The organism is Aquimonas sp. (assembly GCF_044377145.1).
Lineage (GTDB): Bacteria > Pseudomonadota > Gammaproteobacteria > Xanthomonadales > Xanthomonadaceae > Aquimonas.
Genome location: NZ_JBILJQ010000019.1, coordinates 1 through 17,379, shown reverse-complemented (window position 1 = coordinate 17,379; position 17,379 = coordinate 1). Strand labels below are relative to the sequence as shown.

General features: G+C 68.3%; 12 protein-coding genes. 7 read left to right on the top strand and 5 right to left on the bottom strand.

Translation table 11 applies throughout. The features are described from left to right. Positions 1–47: 47 nt before the first annotated feature. Positions 48–734 (top strand): YitT family protein, encoded by a 687-nt coding sequence (locus ACIQ7H_RS08110; protein WP_395790218.1) that lies wholly within the window; start codon positions 48–50, stop codon positions 732–734. A gap of 282 nt (positions 735–1,016) precedes the next feature. Next, positions 1,017–1,931 carry a pyridoxal-phosphate dependent enzyme gene (locus ACIQ7H_RS08105; RefSeq protein WP_395790216.1) on the top strand — a complete coding sequence of 305 codons (915 nt, stop codon included), beginning with the start codon at positions 1,017–1,019 and terminating at the stop codon, positions 1,929–1,931. A 176-nt stretch (positions 1,932–2,107) separates the two neighbouring features. On the opposite strand, the gene ACIQ7H_RS08100 is transcribed toward ACIQ7H_RS08105, so the two are convergent. Further along, positions 2,108–3,193: a helix-turn-helix domain-containing protein gene (locus ACIQ7H_RS08100; RefSeq protein ID WP_395790214.1), complete on the bottom strand. Its 1,086-nt coding sequence runs from the start codon at positions 3,191–3,193 to the stop codon at positions 2,108–2,110. Between the two features lie 188 nt (positions 3,194–3,381). On the opposite strand from ACIQ7H_RS08100, the gene ACIQ7H_RS08095 reads away from it, so the two are divergent. The 5 genes from ACIQ7H_RS08095 to ACIQ7H_RS08075 all read left to right on the top strand — a co-directional run bounded on the left by ACIQ7H_RS08095 (position 3,382) and on the right by ACIQ7H_RS08075 (position 11,107). Then, positions 3,382–4,179 carry a DUF2306 domain-containing protein gene (locus ACIQ7H_RS08095; RefSeq protein WP_395790212.1) on the top strand — a complete coding sequence of 266 codons (798 nt, stop codon included), beginning with the start codon at positions 3,382–3,384 and terminating at the stop codon, positions 4,177–4,179. A 24-nt stretch (positions 4,180–4,203) separates the two neighbouring features. Next, positions 4,204–4,521, top strand: coding sequence for a hypothetical protein (locus ACIQ7H_RS08090; protein ID WP_395790210.1), 318 nt, complete (start codon positions 4,204–4,206; stop codon positions 4,519–4,521). A 396-nt stretch (positions 4,522–4,917) separates the two neighbouring features. Continuing rightward, positions 4,918–5,475, top strand: coding sequence for an ECF-type sigma factor (locus ACIQ7H_RS08085; RefSeq protein WP_395790208.1), 558 nt, complete (start codon positions 4,918–4,920; stop codon positions 5,473–5,475). Positions 5,476–5,477: 2 nt separating this feature from the next. Beyond that, on the top strand, positions 5,478–7,817 hold the full coding sequence (locus ACIQ7H_RS08080; protein WP_395790206.1) for a protein kinase: 2,340 nt from the start codon (positions 5,478–5,480) through the stop codon (positions 7,815–7,817). A gap of 116 nt (positions 7,818–7,933) precedes the next feature. After that, positions 7,934–11,107, top strand: a complete 3,174-nt coding sequence (locus ACIQ7H_RS08075; RefSeq protein WP_395790204.1) for a beta strand repeat-containing protein — start codon at positions 7,934–7,936, stop codon at positions 11,105–11,107. 12 nt (positions 11,108–11,119) lie between these two features. Here the strand turns inward: ACIQ7H_RS08075 and ACIQ7H_RS08070 are convergent, their stop codons facing one another. From ACIQ7H_RS08070 to ACIQ7H_RS08055, 4 genes are all read right to left on the bottom strand, one after another. Further along, positions 11,120–12,148 carry a glycoside hydrolase family 5 protein gene (locus tag ACIQ7H_RS08070; RefSeq protein WP_395790202.1) on the bottom strand — a complete coding sequence of 343 codons (1,029 nt, stop codon included), beginning with the start codon at positions 12,146–12,148 and terminating at the stop codon, positions 11,120–11,122. Positions 12,149–12,567: 419 nt separating this feature from the next. Beyond that, the gene (locus ACIQ7H_RS08065; RefSeq protein ID WP_395790282.1) at positions 12,568–12,900 is read right to left on the bottom strand and encodes a LysR substrate-binding domain-containing protein; all 333 of its coding nucleotides are present in this window, start codon (positions 12,898–12,900) and stop codon (positions 12,568–12,570) included. A gap of 296 nt (positions 12,901–13,196) precedes the next feature. Then, positions 13,197–15,131 carry a lipoxygenase family protein gene (locus ACIQ7H_RS08060; protein ID WP_395790200.1) on the bottom strand — a complete coding sequence of 645 codons (1,935 nt, stop codon included), beginning with the start codon at positions 15,129–15,131 and terminating at the stop codon, positions 13,197–13,199. 499 nt (positions 15,132–15,630) lie between these two features. Next, positions 15,631–17,379, bottom strand: a 1,749-nt coding sequence (locus ACIQ7H_RS08055; protein ID WP_395790198.1) for a choice-of-anchor Q domain-containing protein, incomplete at its 5' end; no start/stop codon positions are given.

Sequence of the window (17,379 nt, the reverse complement as noted above, 5' to 3'; positions counted from 1 at the left end):
CAGAATTGGCTCTGTATCAAAGGGCCAATTATCGAGATCGTGGCGCCATGAAAACCACCGCACCCGTTTCCGGATTGGCCAACCTCGGGCCACTCGATCAACTCAAGGCCCGGTATTTGCCGCAGCGCCTGCTAAGGCTGCTGCTGGGGCTGTGGCTCTACGGTCTGGCCATCGCGCTGATGGTGAAAGGCGCGCTGGGCGCCTCGCCCTGGGATGTGTTCCATCTCGGCGTCGCCCTGCATGTGCCGCTGTCGCTGGGCACGGTGATCGTGATCGCCTCGCTGGCCGTGCTGCTGGCCTGGATTCCGCTGCGCCAGATGCCGGGCCTGGGCACGGTCGCGAACACGCTGCTGCTCGGCCCCTTCGCCGACATCAAACTGGCCCTGCTGGGCGCGCCCTCCGGCTGGGCCGCGCAGATCGCCTTCATGCTCGGCGGCGTGGTTGTCTGCGGCTTCGCCACTGGCCTGTACGTGGGCGCGCAGCTGGGCCCAGGGCCGCGCGATGGTCTGATGACCGGGCTGGCGCGCCGCAGCGGCTGGTCGATCCGCCGCGTGCGCACCCTGATCGAACTCACCGTGCTGGCGGCCGGCATCGCACTGGGCGGAACCGTCGGCGTCGGCACCGTGGTGTTCGCGCTGACTGTCGGCCCGGTGACGCAGTTCTTCCTGCCCTATCTGGTGGTGCGGCTGGATGCGCCCGTCGCCACGCCGGCGCCGGCGCCGCTCCAGCCCTGAGTGCGCGCCTGAGTACGCGCCTGAACACACGCCAGCCGGAGTGCTGAAGGCCCCAACCACTCAGACTGGTCTGGCCCGAGCATTGGTGGCAGGCGCGGCTCGGCGACGGGAAAACTGAAGTGGATCCTGCGATCGCGGCCGGGATAGGTACTCTGCCCAGTGTTCTACACACTTAGTACGTCCTGGGCCGGTGCAACTAGGCTGCCGAAAGCACGAGTCAGTATCTCGCCCGCCAGCCGCATCGCCGGTACGACAGTTGCTCCCTTACATTGGCTCAAATCAATGAAGCCCCTTCATCTTCGTACGCCCGTCGTCAGTCGAGACCTGCACAACGACCGCCGAGTGATTCACCTGAAGCTGGAATACGTTCAGCCTGTGGGCTCGTTCAAGATTCGCGGCGTCGGCCTTCTGTGCCAACGCGCGGCTGCCGCTGGCGCGAGTCGGTTTGTCTGCGCATCCGGTGGAAATGCGGGTGTGGCGGCCGCCTACGCTGGGCGTGCCCTCGGCATACCGACCACGGTTGTCGTTCCATCGACCACCAGCCCAGCGGCGATTGATCGCATACGAGCCCATGGGGCTGCCGTCGTTCAACACGGCCGTCAGTACGCCGAAGCCCGGGACCATGCCCTGGCAATGGCCGAGTCTCAATCGGCCACATATGTACCGCCGTTCGACCATCCCGATCTTTGGGATGGGCATGCATCCCTGATCGATGAAGCGACGGAACAATGTAGGTTCGACTCGGTCATCTGTTCGGTTGGCGGCGGCGGGCTTCTCGCCGGAGTGATCGACGGTCTGCAACGCAATGGCATCCAGGTGCCCGTGCTGGCTGTTGAAACCTCGGGGGCCGCTTCACTTGCCGCCGCACTCGCAGCAGGACGTGTCGTTGAACTCGACACAGTAGATACCGTTGCAACCAGCCTCGCTGCGCGAGCGGTCTGCGAAGGCGCGTTCGAACGCGCCACCGCCAACGACGTGCGCCCCGTCGTAGTCAGCGACGAAGACGCGATTCGCGCCTGCCTGGCGTTCGCGGAATCGGACCGCTCACTGGTCGAGCCCGCGTGCGGAGCAGCACTCCACGTCGCACTGAGTACCCACCCCGCCGCCGACTTTTTCCAAGCGCCACTCGTGGTCGTCTGCGGTGGGGTGGGTGTGGATGTTTCCAGGTTGGCGCAATGGATCGTGGAGCGCGCATAGGCGTCTGCGAGAAGCGTGCGAGGGCTGAAGTCGCGTGCAGCGGAGACCGCGGCAATCGATCATTCGGCTGCCAGCACACTGTTCAGCGGCGATACTTTCAGGCAGCTGCTGATGAGCAGCAATTGAGCTGCGGCGCAGGCCGATTGCCAAGAAGCTGGGCGCGAGGTCTGCGCAGTTCAGGACTCGGAAGGCATGGCATCGCCCGCCGCTAGCGGGCTCTGCGAGGCCTGCCCACCCTGCGCTCGCCATGCGCTCGGCGTGCAGCCGGTCGCCGCCTTGAAGGCGCGGTTGAAAGGTCCCAGCGAGCCGAACCCTGCATCAATGCTGATATCGAGCACGCTGCGTCGCGGTTGCTCCCGCAGCAGCCGGCAGGCGTGTTCGATGCGATAGCGGTTGACCCACTGGTTGAAGTTCGGCGCGCCCAGCACCTGGTTGATCACGCGACTGACGCGGTGCTCCTTGCTGCCCACGTGCCCGGCAAGATCGATCACCTTGAGTTCGGGCTGCCGATACAGTCGGTCGACCTCGATCGCGCGCACCAGGGCCACCGCCAGCGCCTGGCACTCAGCGCTGGCCACCTTAGTGCTCTCGACCACGGACGGCGCAGCGACCGAGCCTGAGCCGACAGTGCGACGCCGCAGCTCCAGCGCCACATGGGTGAACACCAGGATAGACAGCGCGCAGCACAGCACCACCAGGCGACGCGCCCCGGTCCAGCTGGCGTCGACTTCAGCCATCGCGCCGAACACGGTGCCGAGTAGAACGCAGCTGCCATACACGACGATAAATCCACGGCGCAGCGCGCGCTCGCGGCGATCCGCTTCGCTATAGGCACGCCATGCCTCGGCAAAGGCGAGCACCAGCACCGTGGAGCTGGCGAGCGTCAGCAGCTGGCCGAGCCCACTCAGGGCCACACCATCCACACCCGCCGCCTTCAGCGCGCGATAGGCCACGATCAACACGGCCACCCCCGCTGCCGCTGCGATTTCCGCCGGCCCAACGCCACCGTCGCCGCGGAACAGTGCGCGCGACACCAGCCAGTAGGCATTGCAGGTGGCGCAGCCGCCGACAGCCAGTGCCAGCTGCGCCCAAGCGGGTGCGGAGTGCCAGGCCGGCGCCAGCAGGCTGAACGCCAGAGACCCGCAAAACACCGCGAACAGCAGCTCGGCGGACGTCGAGCGCGGGCGCCTCAGCAACACCAGCACCGAGGCCAGGGCCAGGGAGACCACCACGCCGGTCAAGGCCTGTTCGACAAGTTCCATGTGCGCGCTCCGCCGTCCGATCGCGAAAGCCTGAGCAGCGCCCGCGCGCTTTGCAAGCCGCGGCAACTGAATGGCGATCCCACCGGCAATCGCCGGATCCGCATTCGACTGGCCGATTCGCGAAACGGCAGGACGCGCCCATGCCGATCGGCCAGTGTCGGCTGCACCAGGACACTACGGAGACCCGCATGCCCCCTACCCCGACGACAGGCCATCGCCCGCTGTCGCGCGCCGCCGCACTGTGGTTCCTCGGCGCTGCCGCCGGCCAGGCCGCGTTCGCCGCCTTCATCTTCGGCTTCGTGCTGCCACGCCTTGCCGCCGGCGACCTGCCGGGCTTGAACGACAAGCCGCATCTGACCGGCTATCAGCCCGGCGACACGCTGGGCAACGCCCAGTTGATCGCCCACCTGCTGTTGGGCGCGCTGATGACCGTGTCTGGCCTGCTGCAGCTGCTGCCGCCGATCCGCCAGCGCTGGCCGGCGCTGCACCGCTGGAACGGTCGCGTGTTCCTGCTGAGCGCATTGATCGTCACCCTGAGCGGCTTCTACTTGACCTGGATCCGCGGCTCGCAGCTCAACCTCGGCAGCGCGCTGTCGACCAGCGCCAACGGCGTCCTGATCCTGATCGCCCTCACCCTCACCTGGCGCGCAGCGCGCAGGCGCGACTTCGCCGCCCACCGCCGCCATGCGCTGCGCGCCTTTCTGCTGGTCAATGGTGTGTGGTTCCTTCGCCTTGGCATGGTGCTGACGGGCATGCTGCTGGCGGCGATGGGGCGCCAGCTTGATGTCGACGGCCCCGTCTTCCTCGCAGTCAGCCTGCTGAGCTGGCTGCTGCCCTTGACGCTGCTGGAGTTCTACTTCGCAGCTCAGCGCGGACAGCACGCGTGGCTTCGCTACACGGTCGCGGCAGCGCTGGGCCTGGCGGCCGTGCTCACCGCCGCCGGGGGGCTCGCCGCGTGGCTGTTCATGTGGGCTCCGCGGCTGTAGCGGATGCACAAGCGAGTGGGACACGTGACGCTCTGGACGCACCAGCAACGCTGGGCAACCGCAGCAAGGTCCGCGGCCCGCCGTGTCGCCGAAGCCATCGACGGCTGCACGCCAGCGATCAACATCCCTATCGGCTGCGCAGAGATCGCGAGCCGCCTCGCGAAGACCGGCCTGAACCCGATCCTGGTCGCTGCCGCCTACAACAGCGGCGACGTGTACGACGCATCGAAATCGACGAAGTACCGCAACCGCTGGCACCTGCGCAGCCACGGCAACCATGTGGACCGGGCGGCCAAGTGGTACGGCGAGGCCTGCAGCGTACTGGCGCAGCTGCGCGACTGAGCACCGGAACTCAGCCGACGGGAGCCCGAACAGCCACCGTCGACGCTGCGTTCGGGAAGACTGATGCCTGACGCGGCCAGAGTTGCCTCGCGCCCCAGTGTGATGATCGCCTGCGCGTACGGATCGCATACGTGCTCCAGCAAGGGCAGCAAGCCCAGCGACACGCCGCCACGGCAGCATCGATCTCCCTCAAGGCGCTGCGTCGCCAGAGGGAACTCCGCCGCAATCACCACATCAACGCCTTGTGTTCCGGCCCAACGCTCTTCCGTAGGCGCCTCACTCGCCTTCGCATCCCGCGGCTTGGGCGCATCGGTTTGCACTGCGGTGCCGACTTCGCTCGTCAGGCGCGGTCGAACTCGCCCTGCAGGCACGCACGCGCCGAGGCAGAATCAGCGCATGTCCGTGCCCCCTGATTCCGCGCTCACGCAGTGGCTGGCCCGCGCCCGCGCCGGTGACGGCGAGGCATTGAGGCAGGCGTTTGCCGGTGTGTATGCGGAGCTGCGGCGGCTGGCGCATCGGCAGTTGGCGGGCGAGCCGCAGCGCACGCTCGACACCACCGGGCTGGTGCACGAGGCCTTTCTGCGCCTGCATGGGCACGCGGGCGAAGTGCGCGACCGCGGTCATTTTTTCGCACTCGCGGCGCGGGTGATGCGCCAGGTGGTGGTCGACTTCGCGCGCGAACGGCTCAGCGAGAAGCGCGGCAGCGGCGAGCGCGGCCAGCCGCTGGACGGCATCGACATCGCCGAAGCGCGCGAGGCCGAACACCTGCTGGCCATTGATGAGGCCTTGCGCCGCTTGGCGGAGCGCGAGCCGCGGCAGGCGCAGGTGGTGGAGTGCCGCTACTTCGCGGGCCTGACCGAACCCGAGACAGCTGAAGCCCTGGGCATCGGCGAGCGCAGCGTGCAGCGCGACTGGCAGCAGGCGCGCGCCTGGCTGCGCGAGCAACTGGCCTGAACATGACGGGCGCCGACGAACCCATCACCAATGACAGCTTTCTGGTGCCGGGCGGCGCGCTCTCCGGCGCATTGGGCCATCGCCTGCTGGCGAGCCTCGGTCCAGCCCTGGACCCGCAGCCCGGCGACCGACTCGGTCCCTTCGCCCTCGAACGCGAACTCGGTCGTGGCGGCATGGGCGTGGTCTGGCTGGCGCGGCGCGCGGACGGTGCGTTCGAACAGCGGGTCGCGCTCAAATGGATCAGTGCACTCGCGCTGACCGATGCCGGCGCCCTGCTGTCGCGGGAGCGCAGCCTGCTGGCCGGGCTGGATCATCCGCACATCGCCCGGCTGATCGACGGCGGCTGCAGTGAGCAGGGGCTCGCCTGGTTTGCGATGGAGTTTGTCGACGGCCTTCGCCTCGATGCGCATGTGCTTGAGCTCGGCCTCGATCTGCGCGCGCGCGTGCGTCTGCTGCTGCCGCTGTGCGCCGCGCTGGCCTTCGCCCACCGCCAGCTGGTGGTGCACGGAGACCTGAAGCCATCCAATGTGATGATCGATCGCGCGGGGCAGCTGAAGCTGCTCGACTTCGGCATCGCCCGCCTGCTGCAGAACACGCCGCAGTCGCCGCCATCGGGCTTCACGCCGGCGTGGGCCAGCCCCGAGCAACGCCGCGGCGAACACCTCTCGACCGCCAGCGACCTCTACCAGCTCGGCCTGATCCTTGTGTCCCTCGCGCGCACGGAATCGCCTGCCGTGCCTGACTCGCGAGCGGACCGGACACGACGGGTTGAGAACGCCTCCGACGGCTTCGCGTCAGCGCAAGACCCGCGCATCGATGCCCGGCTGCCGATGATGGCGGATGCCGAACTCCGCGCGATTGCGGCGCGTGCCTGCGCGCCGCGTCCAGAGCACCGCTACCCCAGCGTGGATGCGTTCGCCGATGACCTCAGCGCCTGGCTCGAGCATCGACCGCTGGCCGCGTGGGGCGGCGGCGTGGGCTACCGCCTGCGCAAGCTGGTGCGCCGGCACCCGTTGGCCAGCGGCCTCGGAACTGTGGCCTGCGCGGCCTTGATCGCACTCGGTGCTGGCCTGCTGCAGCAGCGCGGCGCCGCGCTCGATGCAGCGGCACGCGCGGAACGCGAGGCGGCGCTCGCACGCCGGGAATCCGAGCGCAGCGCCTCCGCGCTCGACTTTCTCGGCGAGCTGCTGGGCAAGGCGGAGCCGGGCGAACATCGCGGCCGGATTCCGACGGTCGAGGATGCGCTGAACATCGGCGCCGAGCGCCTGCGCGACGACGACTCGATGTCGCCCGCCCTGCGCGGCGCCCTGCTGGCCCGGCTCGGCGCGATCCGCATCGAGCGCAGCGAATTCGGCCAGGCCCGTAACCTGCTCGAAGCCGCAGTGCCGCTGCTGCGCGCGGCCAACGACGACCCGGCGGCACTGTCCGACGCCGAAGGTGAGCTCGCCTACAGCTTGGACTACAGCGATTCGGCCCGCGCCCTGCCGCTGTTCGATGGCGCGATCGCGCGGCTGTCCACGCTGCCGGGCGAAGCAGCGCGACGGCTGCGTCTGCAGCGGTTTCGCGCCAGCCTGCTGTTCGGTATCGGTCGCTATGCCGATGCAGCAGGGGCGCTGCACGCGCACCTGGCCGAATCCGATGCACGACTGGGCGAGCACAGCGTCGAATCGGGCATGGGCCGCGTACTGCTGGCGATGAGTCTCAATGCTCAAGGCGACATCGACGGCGGGCTGGTCGCCAGCGCGCGCGCCTGGCGCACGCTCAAGGCGGCCCTGGGCGAGGCGCATCCGCGCAGCGTGCAAGCTGGCAACGGCTACGCCAGCGCGCTCTACAACCACGGCCGCTACGCCGAACAGATCGCAGTCCTCGACGATCTGCTCATCACCGCGCGCACGCTGTGGGGTGAGGCGCATCCACGCGTGGCCCTGCTGTTGACCTGGAAGGGCGCCGGCCTGCTCGCCGCGCAGCGCGCTGCCGAAGCTGTCGAAGCGCTGGAACCGGCTGTCGCGTTCTACGCCGCCGCTGCGCCCGAAGACGACCTCGGCAGCCCCAACACCCTGGGCGCACTTGGCGATGCCTATGCCGCGCTGGGCCGCAGCGATGACGCTTTGGCCGCCTACGCGCGCATGGGCCGAGTCGAGCGCGAACGCACCACTGCGCTGCCGCCCGACGACGGCAGCCGCGCGATCAAACCTGCACGCCTGCTGGTTCAGCTCGGCCGCCACGACGAAGCCCGCGCTGCATTGACCGAAGCCGAAGCCCGCGCCGCGCGCAGCGGCCACGCCAATGCGAACCTGAGGCGCGAGCTGGACGCCCTGCGCGAAGCGCTCGAAAACCGATGACGCACTCGAAACACCTGGCGGGATTCGTCGGCGCATTCCGTGGGTGCAGTCAGGGGCGCTGATGCCTCGGCGATGCGGAGCGGACGATGGCGGCGTGGACGGGGTGGCAAAGTGGCATGGCACTTGCCGCCTGCTTATGGGCGGTGTCGGCGGCGCAGGCCGGCGAGCTGCGGGTGAACTCGGCGGGCTGGGATCTCGCGCAGGACGACAACCTCAGTCTGCGCGAGGCCCTGCTGCTGGCGCAGTGGCCGCTGAATGAGTTCGAGAAGCGCTGCTGGCGGGCCGGTGAGAAGAACCGCAGCAGCGGCGGCAATTGGCAGCTGGCGAACCCGGCCAACAGCGAGCACTGCGTCCAGCCGCCGAGCTGCGTGACCAGCAGCGCCACCTGCCTTTGGGTATTGGCCAGCCTGCCGTCCTACGGTGTCGGGCTGGACCACGCCGACACCCTGCGCATCGACGCCAACATCGGCCCCGCACAGCCCACGGCGCCGATCTTTCTGCGCAGCGATGACCGCCTGCTCGGCCAGCGCCCCGACGGCCAGCGCCTGCAGATCGACGGCAGCCAGCTGCCCGGCAGCTTCCAGGCCCTGCTGCAGATCGCCGGCACCAATGCGCTCATCGAACAGGTCGAGGTCTATGCCAGCCCCACTGCCGGCATCGCCGTTACCGGCAACGGCAGCCGCATCGAGGCGAGCTTCGTCCGCAACAACGCCGGCGCCGGCATCCGTCTGCTGCCCAAACAGGGCGGGCCTGCACCGTTCTCACCGCGCGACGTCACCGTCGGCAGCGCCGACCCCGGGCGCGGCAATTTCATCGTCGGCAACGGCGGCGATGGCGTGCTGCTGGAAGCGGTCGCCACCGAAAGCGGCTTCAGCCACAACAACAAGTTCTTCGCCAACTTCATCAGCGGCAGCGGCTCTTCGGGCATCGCGGTGTTCCATTCGCGCGGCAACTCCATCGGCGATGCGGGCCTCGGCAACGAGATCCAGAGCTCGGCTGGCCTGGCCGGGGTGTTCATCGAAGGCGAGAACGCCGACGACAACCGCATCGCCGGCAACCTGATCGGCGTCACCAGTGGTGCCAACGGCAACGGCCACGGCGTGCTGATCCTGGGCGGTGCCGACGCGGCGCTGATCGGCGGCAGCGGCGCCCTGGCCAACCGCATCCTCGGCAACCGCGGACACGGCATCCAGCTGATCGGGCCGGACAGCTTCGATCACCAGATCCTCGACAACGCCATCGGCGCCTCCGGCAGCACGACACTCGGCAACGGCGGCGATGGCATCCGCCTGCAGAACGGTGTCGGCAACGTGCTGATCCGCGGCAACACGCTCGTGCGCTCGGGCTATCCGACCGCGCTCGCCGCGGATGCCGGCTGGGGTGTCCGCATCGAGGGGCCGATCAGCCGCTTCAACCGCGTGCAGCAGAACAGCATCGGCCTGCTCGGCACGACCGCCGCCGGCAACCGCCGCGGCGGCCTCGCCGTGCTGGACGGCAGCGAAAGCACCAGCGTCGGCGGTGCGGTGCTGGGCAATACGATCGGCAGCAACGAGGGTCCTGGCGTACTGATCGAAGGCGCACTCACCGCGGCGACGCAGCTGGAACACAACCGCATCGGCTTCGCGGTCGACGGCGGCAGCCTGAGCCGACCGAACGCCGGCAGCGGCGTGCTGATCCGCGGCGGTGCGCGCGACAGCGTGATCGGCGAGGGCGACGGCAGCCCCGCCGACAGCACCCGCCGCAACTGGATCAGCGGCAATGCGCGCGACGGCATCGAGGTGCTGGGTGAGGCCAGCGACGGCGTGCGCATCCGCAACAACTACCTCGGCACCGAGATCGTCGGATTGGGAGCACTCGGCAACAGCCGCAACGGCCTCTACGTGCAGGACGCCGACGGCATCGTGATCGAGCGCAATCTGATCTCCGCCAACGGCAACGACGGCATCAAGCTGGAGGGCGCGGTGGCGGGCGCACAGATCCAGGGCAACGGCATCGGTCTGAACGCCGATCGCGATGGCGTGCTGGGCAATGCGGCTTCGGGCATCGCCCTGCTCAGCGGCCCCACCGACACCGTGATCGGCGCCACGGCGGCCAATTGGATCGGCGGCAGCGGCGGCAGTGGTGTGTACATCGAGGGCGCCGCCACCCTGCGCACGCAGGTGCGCGGCAACTACATCGGCGGCAGCGGCGTGCGGGCGTTCGGCAATCAGGGCTCGGGCGTCTTCATCGGCGGCGGCAGCAGCCAGAACCTGCTGCGCGGCAACCTGCTGCTGGCCAACGGCGTCGCTGGCGTTGACCTCAACAACGCCGATGCGAACACGCTCGCCGCGAACTTCGTTGGCGCGGTCGCTGCCGGCGACGTGTTTCCGAACCCGCGCGGCATCCGCGTCTATGCGGGCTCGGCCGGCAACGTGATCGGCGGTAGCGACGTCGCCGACCGCAACTACATCACCGCCGGCAGTTTCTACGGCATTGGCCTGTTCAACATGGGAACGAATGCCAACCGGGTCGAGAACAACTGGATCGGCGAGCTGCTGGGGGGCGCGCCGGCCGGCGTGCAGGGGCCGGGCGTGCTGATCCAGGAGGGCGCGCAGTTCAACGAGATCCGCGCCAACCTGATCGCCTGGAGCCTCGGCCCCGGCGTGTGGATCCGCAACCTCGGCACGCTCACCCGCGACAACGAGGTGCTGGGCAACACCGTGCGCAACGGCGTGGTCGAGGGCGTGCGCATCAGCGATGGCGCGTCGTTCAACCAGATCGGTGGCGAGAGCACAGGCGAAGCCAACCAGATCCGCGACAACGATGGCGCCGGCATCGTGGTCAGCGGCGGCGACGGCAATGCGCTGTGGGGCAATGGCCTGATGTTCAACGAAGGCCCCGCGATCGACCTCGGCGGCGACGGCGCCACGGCGAATGATGCCGGCGATGTCGATACCGGCCCCAATCGCCTGCAGAACTTCCCGCAGCTCGGCGCGCTGATCCGCGACGCCAGCTCGACGCGCGTGAGCTATCAGCTCGACTCCGCGCCGAACCGCAGCTATCGCATCGAGCTCTACGGCTATGCGGCGGCCTGCGCGCCGGGCGGTAGCGGCCAGGGTCTGCGCGCGCTGGTGCAGAACGTGCAAACCGGCGCCGACGGCCGCGCCAGCGGTGAGCTGCAGTTGCCCATCCGCCTGCCGGGCCTTGTCAGCGCCACGGCCACCGACCTCGTCACCCTCGATACCTCCGAGCTGGGCAACTGCGTCAGCGATCCCGCCGAGATCTTCAGCAATGGCTTCGAGTCGTCCTGAGACGGGTGGCCTTCAGCCCTCGAATCCGTTCGCGAACACCGCGGCCGGCGCTGGCGCCGCGGTGAGATAGGGCAGCAGCCAGGCCATCTGCGGGCGGTCCTGCGGCGGGTTGCCGGTGGGCTCCAGGGTGAAGATGTATTCGCCCCACTGCGGGCCGGCGGCCCACCAGGCCCAACCCAGCCAGACGTCCTGATTGGCCTGCAGGTAGTCCAGCGCGCTGGTCACCGAAGTCCGGCAGGCCGCACTGTTGCCGCCGGCGAATTCGCCCAGATAGCCGCGCATGCCGCGCGCACGCAGCCAGGCGGTGACGGTTTCGAGCTGGGCTGCGCCGTGGCCGGCGCTGCACTGCGCCGACTGGCCCGAAAAGTCGCCGTCGAAATACTGGTGCAGCTCGTAGGCGACGTTCGCGCCGCTGTCGACGATGCCGCCCATGACCTGCGCATTCGGTGTGCCGTACCAGTTCTGAGCCCAGCTGTGGGCGCCGGTCCAGGCGTTGCCGGGCACCAGGATCAGCTGCTGTGCACCGGTCGCGCGGATCGCGGCGATGGCGGCGTTCGCGGCTGACAGCCAGGCCTCGGTCGACATCGAGTGCGGCTCGTTCATCAGGCCGAAGATCACCTGCGGGTTGTCGCGGAACTCGCCGGCCAGCCGCGTCCACAAATCGGCGAACTGGGCGTTGGACAGATTCGGCGAGCCCACCACCGCGCCGTTGAAACGCGCGTAGTTGTGCGGGTCAAGCACCACCTTCAGGCCCGCCGCATTGGCCGAGGCCACCACGCTGCGCAGACTGGCGAGGTAACCGGCGTTGAAGGCCTGGCCCAGGCTCGGCTGCAGACGCTCCCATTTGAAGGGCAGGCGGATGTGGTTCATGCCCTTGCCGCGGAAGTAGCTCATCTCCGCCGGTGTCGGCCAGAAGGTGCCGCTGTCGAATTCGGCGCCCGCAAGGTTGACGCCGCTGAGCTCGAAGGCGGAGGCCTGCCGAGCGCAGGGACCGAGGCTCAGGGCGAGGCTGAGCAACACTAGAGGTATGGGACTGCGCACGGTCGAAGGGCCAGAAAGCGGTACAGGAACCGAACGGTAGCACCGCCCCTGGGCGACGCTCCCGTGCTCGGTACAGCCTCTTTGGCGTAAGCGTGATGCAGCGCATGTTTCCCGCGCCGGAGGTCAGCCGAATGCCGGGTCCAGCCATCGATCACGAAGACACGCCCACCCTTGCCCTGACGACGGTCTCGCCCGTGGGGCCGGGTACGGGCGCACAGCCTGGACTGCGCATCGGTGCCTATGCGCTGACGCGGGCGCTGGGTGCTGGCGGCATGGGCGAAGTCTGGCTGGCCGAGCAGCTGCAGCCGGTGCGCGTTCCTGTGGCGCTCAAGCTCCCGGCTCACGGAAACAGTTCTGTTGACCGGAGCAGACACCCGTGTCGCTCGCTCGGGATCAGCCAGTCTCTTGCGCCGCGGCGATCAGACCTTCAATGACGAAGTCGCGGGCGGCGGAGGACTTTCCCGCGAGCTGACCAGGTAGTGCGCCGTCTCATTCGGCATGGCGCGCGCATGGACCCGGGCCAGTCTCCCGTCGCTCAGCCACGCATCGGCAAACGGCGAACGCAGCAAGGCCACGCCAAGCCCTGCGCAGGCTGCGACAAGCACGAGCTCATAGTCCTCGAATCTCCGATCGGACGATTCTGGGCGGAAGGAAACGCCGCCGTCGTCGAGCCAACCGCGCCACTGCGAAGCATCGGAGTCGTGCAGCAACGGCAGGGCAGCAAGCCGCTCAGGGCCAGGATTCGCACCCAGCTGGGCGACACGCCCGCGCTGCCCACGGCAGCCACGCCCCTCGCGTCACCCCGCACACGGCGTACCTGCGCCTCGGCAGCAGCGCTGGCGAGCGCCGAGTCGCGTATCGAAAGTTCATCGACAAAGCGCTTGAGCCGCTAGACACCGCCGACCTGCGGCTGCACACCCAGCAACAACGCGTCTGCGGAAGTGACCGCTTACGCGCCCGGATCGAAGCGCTCACCCAGCGCGCCACAAGCGTCCGTCTCAGTGGGCGCCCGAGGTCAAGGGATCGATGCGGCTGAGCCCTTTCCTGCTCAGATATTGATGCTGTTCGGGATGCCGCTCGGCAGCAGGAACGGATACGGCGTGCGCTCGGTGTTGCGCGCTTCGATGCTTGCCTGAACCTCGCGCAGCGACTGCTGGAACCGCTGCAGCGGCCCGCCGCTCTTGACGATGGCGTGGTCCTCGAACCAGGGCAGATAGGGGAAGTGGTTGCTGCGGTAATCGCCCAGCGCGCGGAAGTGCACGGAGCCCAGCAGGTACAGCACGTTCAGTTGCTCCAGCGCGAGGTTCGTCGGCGGGAACATCGCCAGCCACTGCTGCTCGTCGTGCCCGTCCTGTGCTGCCGGCGCGTCCTGCCAGCCGGCGCCGGTGATCGCAGGGGCATAGGTCATGAGCGGCTTCTGCGGGAAGTTCACCGCCGAATGCTGTGCCGTGGCGATGAACACCACCATGGTCAGCACCTCGACCAGTTGCGCACGCATGCCGATCGGCGTGAACCCCTTGATCTTGCCGTCGGCGATCAGCGATGCCGCCCAGTCGGCGAGTTCGCCATCGCCGGTCACGGCCGCGTCGTCGGCGTAGTACACGCCGACGTAGTCCTGAATCCAGCCCTTGATCGCTGCCCAGACCAGCAGCGCATCGTCGCGATACGGGTACTCCGGCAGCCGCGCCGGGTCGTCGACGCCGCGGGCCGCGAGGTCGGCCGGCAGCATGTTCGCGTAGAAGTCGAAACCCAGCCGGTCACTGCCCGCGGCCTGCTGCGAACGCGCGATCGGCGCGCCGAAGAAGTCGTCGATCGGGCTGCCGGGCGAGATCAGCGACTTCGCCGCGGCGTTGTTGATGAACAGCGTACCGATGCAGTGCGGCACCAGCAGGATGTTGATCGGGTGCGTTTCGGCCAGGCAACGATGGGTCGCCACCGCGAAGGCCTCCAGCACCAGATGCGTGCGCGCCAGATGCACGAACAACTCGTGGTAGTTGCACTCCGCCACCTGCACCACGGTCTTGGCCATCTGCCAGCCCCAGCCGAGCGCGCTGCCCTGCGCCGCCGGGAAGAACAGCGGGTGCTTCGTCGGGTCCTGACCGCACTGGATCGCCACCGGCACGAGGCGCGTCCCGCCCTTCGCGATCGCGAACAGCGCGATCGGCGCGAACACGCGTTTGGTCGCGCCAGCGGTTTCGCCCGGCACGGCGGCAAGGAAATCGAGCTCGCGGTAGTCCAGCAGATACACGCGATGTTCGGCCAGCGCGGCGGACAAGCTGTCGTCGGCCCCCATCACCGCGCGGTACTGCGCATCGCTCAGCGGCAATGTCGGCGGCAGCGCATCAACGCCACGGATCAGCATCGGGTTCGGCCCGGCGATGCGATAGCGCGCAAAGCTCGCGTCGTCCATGAAATCCCCGGCGATCGCCGGCAGCGGCAAGGTCTTGAACAGGGCCTCGTAGTCGGCCAGCGTGTTGCCCTGCGTGGTGCCCTGCTCGAACTCCGCCACCAACTCCCTGAAATCGGCCAGCAGCTCCTCGAACGAGTCACCGTGCTGCAGCGCCACGTGCTTCGCGGCGGACGCCAGCTCATGGATGAGATCCGTCTGCGCCGCGTCCGGATGGGCCGCCTTCCATGTCAGCGTGCTCGCCAGCCGCGCGCGCACTTCGGCGAGCTTGCGCACGGCCGACGCATCGTCGATCAGGCCTTTGCGCCTGTCGCCCTCCAGCTTCACCACCAGAAAGTTCTCTGCCAGCTTCAACCCGGTCTCTGCCACCAGCAACAGCCACGGCTGGCTGGGCTCATCCGCCGACGGCACCTCTGCCGCCATCGGCACACCGACCACGTTCGGCAGCGTGTCGGTCCAAAGGTAGGTCTGACAACTCTGCTGCAGCTGCTTCTCGCGCTGGCGGCGGCCTGCGGGGGAATCGTTCTGTGGCAGCGAGGGGTGCAGGCGGGGAAACAGGCGGGCGGTGATGGACATTCGCTTTCCTTAGTCTTGAGGGCAAGTCAATTCGACGGGATGCGCATGGAAGCAGCCGCAGTTTGCGCGGCGATGATCTTGGCACCCCGTGCGCGGAAAGGACAGCCACTCTCGGGAACGTTCCAGGGCGTGAAATAGTGAAGAAAGGTGCCTTTCCTGTGCCCCTTCCAGCTGCTCCGCGGGGCGGCCCTGCGACTCAAGGCCGCAGCCCCGGGGAACGTGTACGCCGGGCGCTTGAACGCTTCATCTCCAGCGCGCCAGCAGCGATGGCGAGCGTCAGCGCGCCTCGCTGCAGCCCTGCACCGAAGTACGCGGCTCGCAAGCCAGCGCCGACCTGCGCCGACACGGCCAATCACCATGCGACGTGCACAGCGACCGCTGCCGCGCCCAGTTCGAATGCCCAAACCCGCGCGCCGCTCGTGCCCGTCCGTGGGGGGCGTGCTCGCGGTCAAAGGCCGACCGGATCTGGCCACCGTGTCGTCGGTCCCGTGTCGTCGTTCTACTCGAAGCCGTTGGCGAAAATAGCGCCGGTGGGCGGCGTCGCACCGAACTCGACTGCGCCGATGTCGCAGCTTGCATCGGCGCGCACGAAGTGGCGCTGGTCGGTCGCCGTGCAGAAGGACTCGCGGCCCGCATTTATCGCGATGCTCAAGGCGCCGGGCAGTCGCGTCGGCGTGGGGCCACCGTTGTTGGCCAGCGGCCCGAGCGCAAGCGCGGAGGTACTGGCGTTGACCTGGTTCTGCGCATTGATGATCGCGGTGGTCAAGCGGCAGGTGGCGCCTGTGGCCTCAATATTGTTGTAGGCGACCGCCAGCTGCCTGGCCGCGCTCGGGAACGAGCAGGAGCCGCGAAGGAGAGTGTTCGCGATCGCCAGCGAATTGGCGGACGTCTCGTCGAGGATTCGCAGCGCCGTGGCGGACTGTCCGACCATGCCGAACTGACTCGCGACCAGGGTGCTGCCATAGAGCTGCAGGGCACCCGATACCAGCGAGATCGCACCGCCGCGGAAGGCGTCGTTGCCCGAGAACGTCGACCTCTGGATGGCGAGGGTGCCGCTCTGGAAGCCCTGAAAGCCGATCGCGCCGCCGCCTGGATCAGCGCTATCGGTGCTGGTCACGCGATTGGATTCGAAGGTGGAGCGCTCGACCTGCATGTCCCGCACGCCCCACAGCGCGCCGCCGCCATTCGAGGCGACATTGTCGACCCACAGGCTGTCGACGATCCGGGTATCTGCCGTGCTGCGCAGGCCGCCGCCGCGCACACCGGTGTTGGACGAAAACGTCGAACGCAGCACCTCGGCCGAACCGACGCTGTCGAAGTTGACCGCACCGGCCGCGTCCGTGACGTTGCCGGTCGCGACGTTGGCGTCGAAGTCACTGTCTTCGATCTGCACTCGCATCGATGACGCGCTCGCAAGGATCGCGCCACCGCCCTCACCGCCGCTGCGGTTGCCAGTGAAGCGACTGCGGCGTATCGCCACTTCGCCGCCGAAATTGTTGGGGAACCCGGTGAAATGGATGGCGCCGCCGCCATCCTTGGCCTCGTTGTCGATGAAGTCGCAGTCCTCGATCAGCACGAAGGGTCGGTTCTGGAAGAAGCTCCACGCATCCAGTGCGCCACCGCGGGCACCGTCGAGCTCCATCGCCGTGTTGCCTGCGAAACGCACCCGACGCAGAACCAGCCGATACTCGGTGATCGACGGCGCACCGGGGCCGAAGAAGTTGATCGCGCCACCTTCGAAGGTGGCGTCGTTGCCAACGAAGGCCGCGTCTTCAATGGTGACCAGCGACGTCGAGTACAGGCCGCCGCCCTCCGACGCGCTGCCGCCCTGGAGGGTGAGGCCACGCAGCACCAGGCGCTTGTCATCGTCCATGATCGTATGCAGGACACGGTCTGGCGCCGTCTGTGCGATGGTCGTGGTGGCAGCGCCGGTGCCGACGATTTCCAGGTCGTCCAGCACATCGAGATCGCCGGTGGCGTTGACGTTGTCCCCGCCGCCCGGAATCGACAGCTGCAGGGGCAGGCCTGGGGTGGCCGGCAGCAGAATCCGATCCGGGCCGGCGAGGCTGTTCGCGAGGGAAACGGCCTCGCGCAGCGAGCAGTCGCCCGGCGTGCAGCCGTTAGGGAAGCTCTGAACAACGCGATCACTTGATCCCTGGGAGTCCCACGAGTCGCCTTTTTTGAAGCGCGAACCCGAAACCGCGCCTCTGTTGTGACCCATCGACTCGCCCGCGGCTCTTTCGAGGCT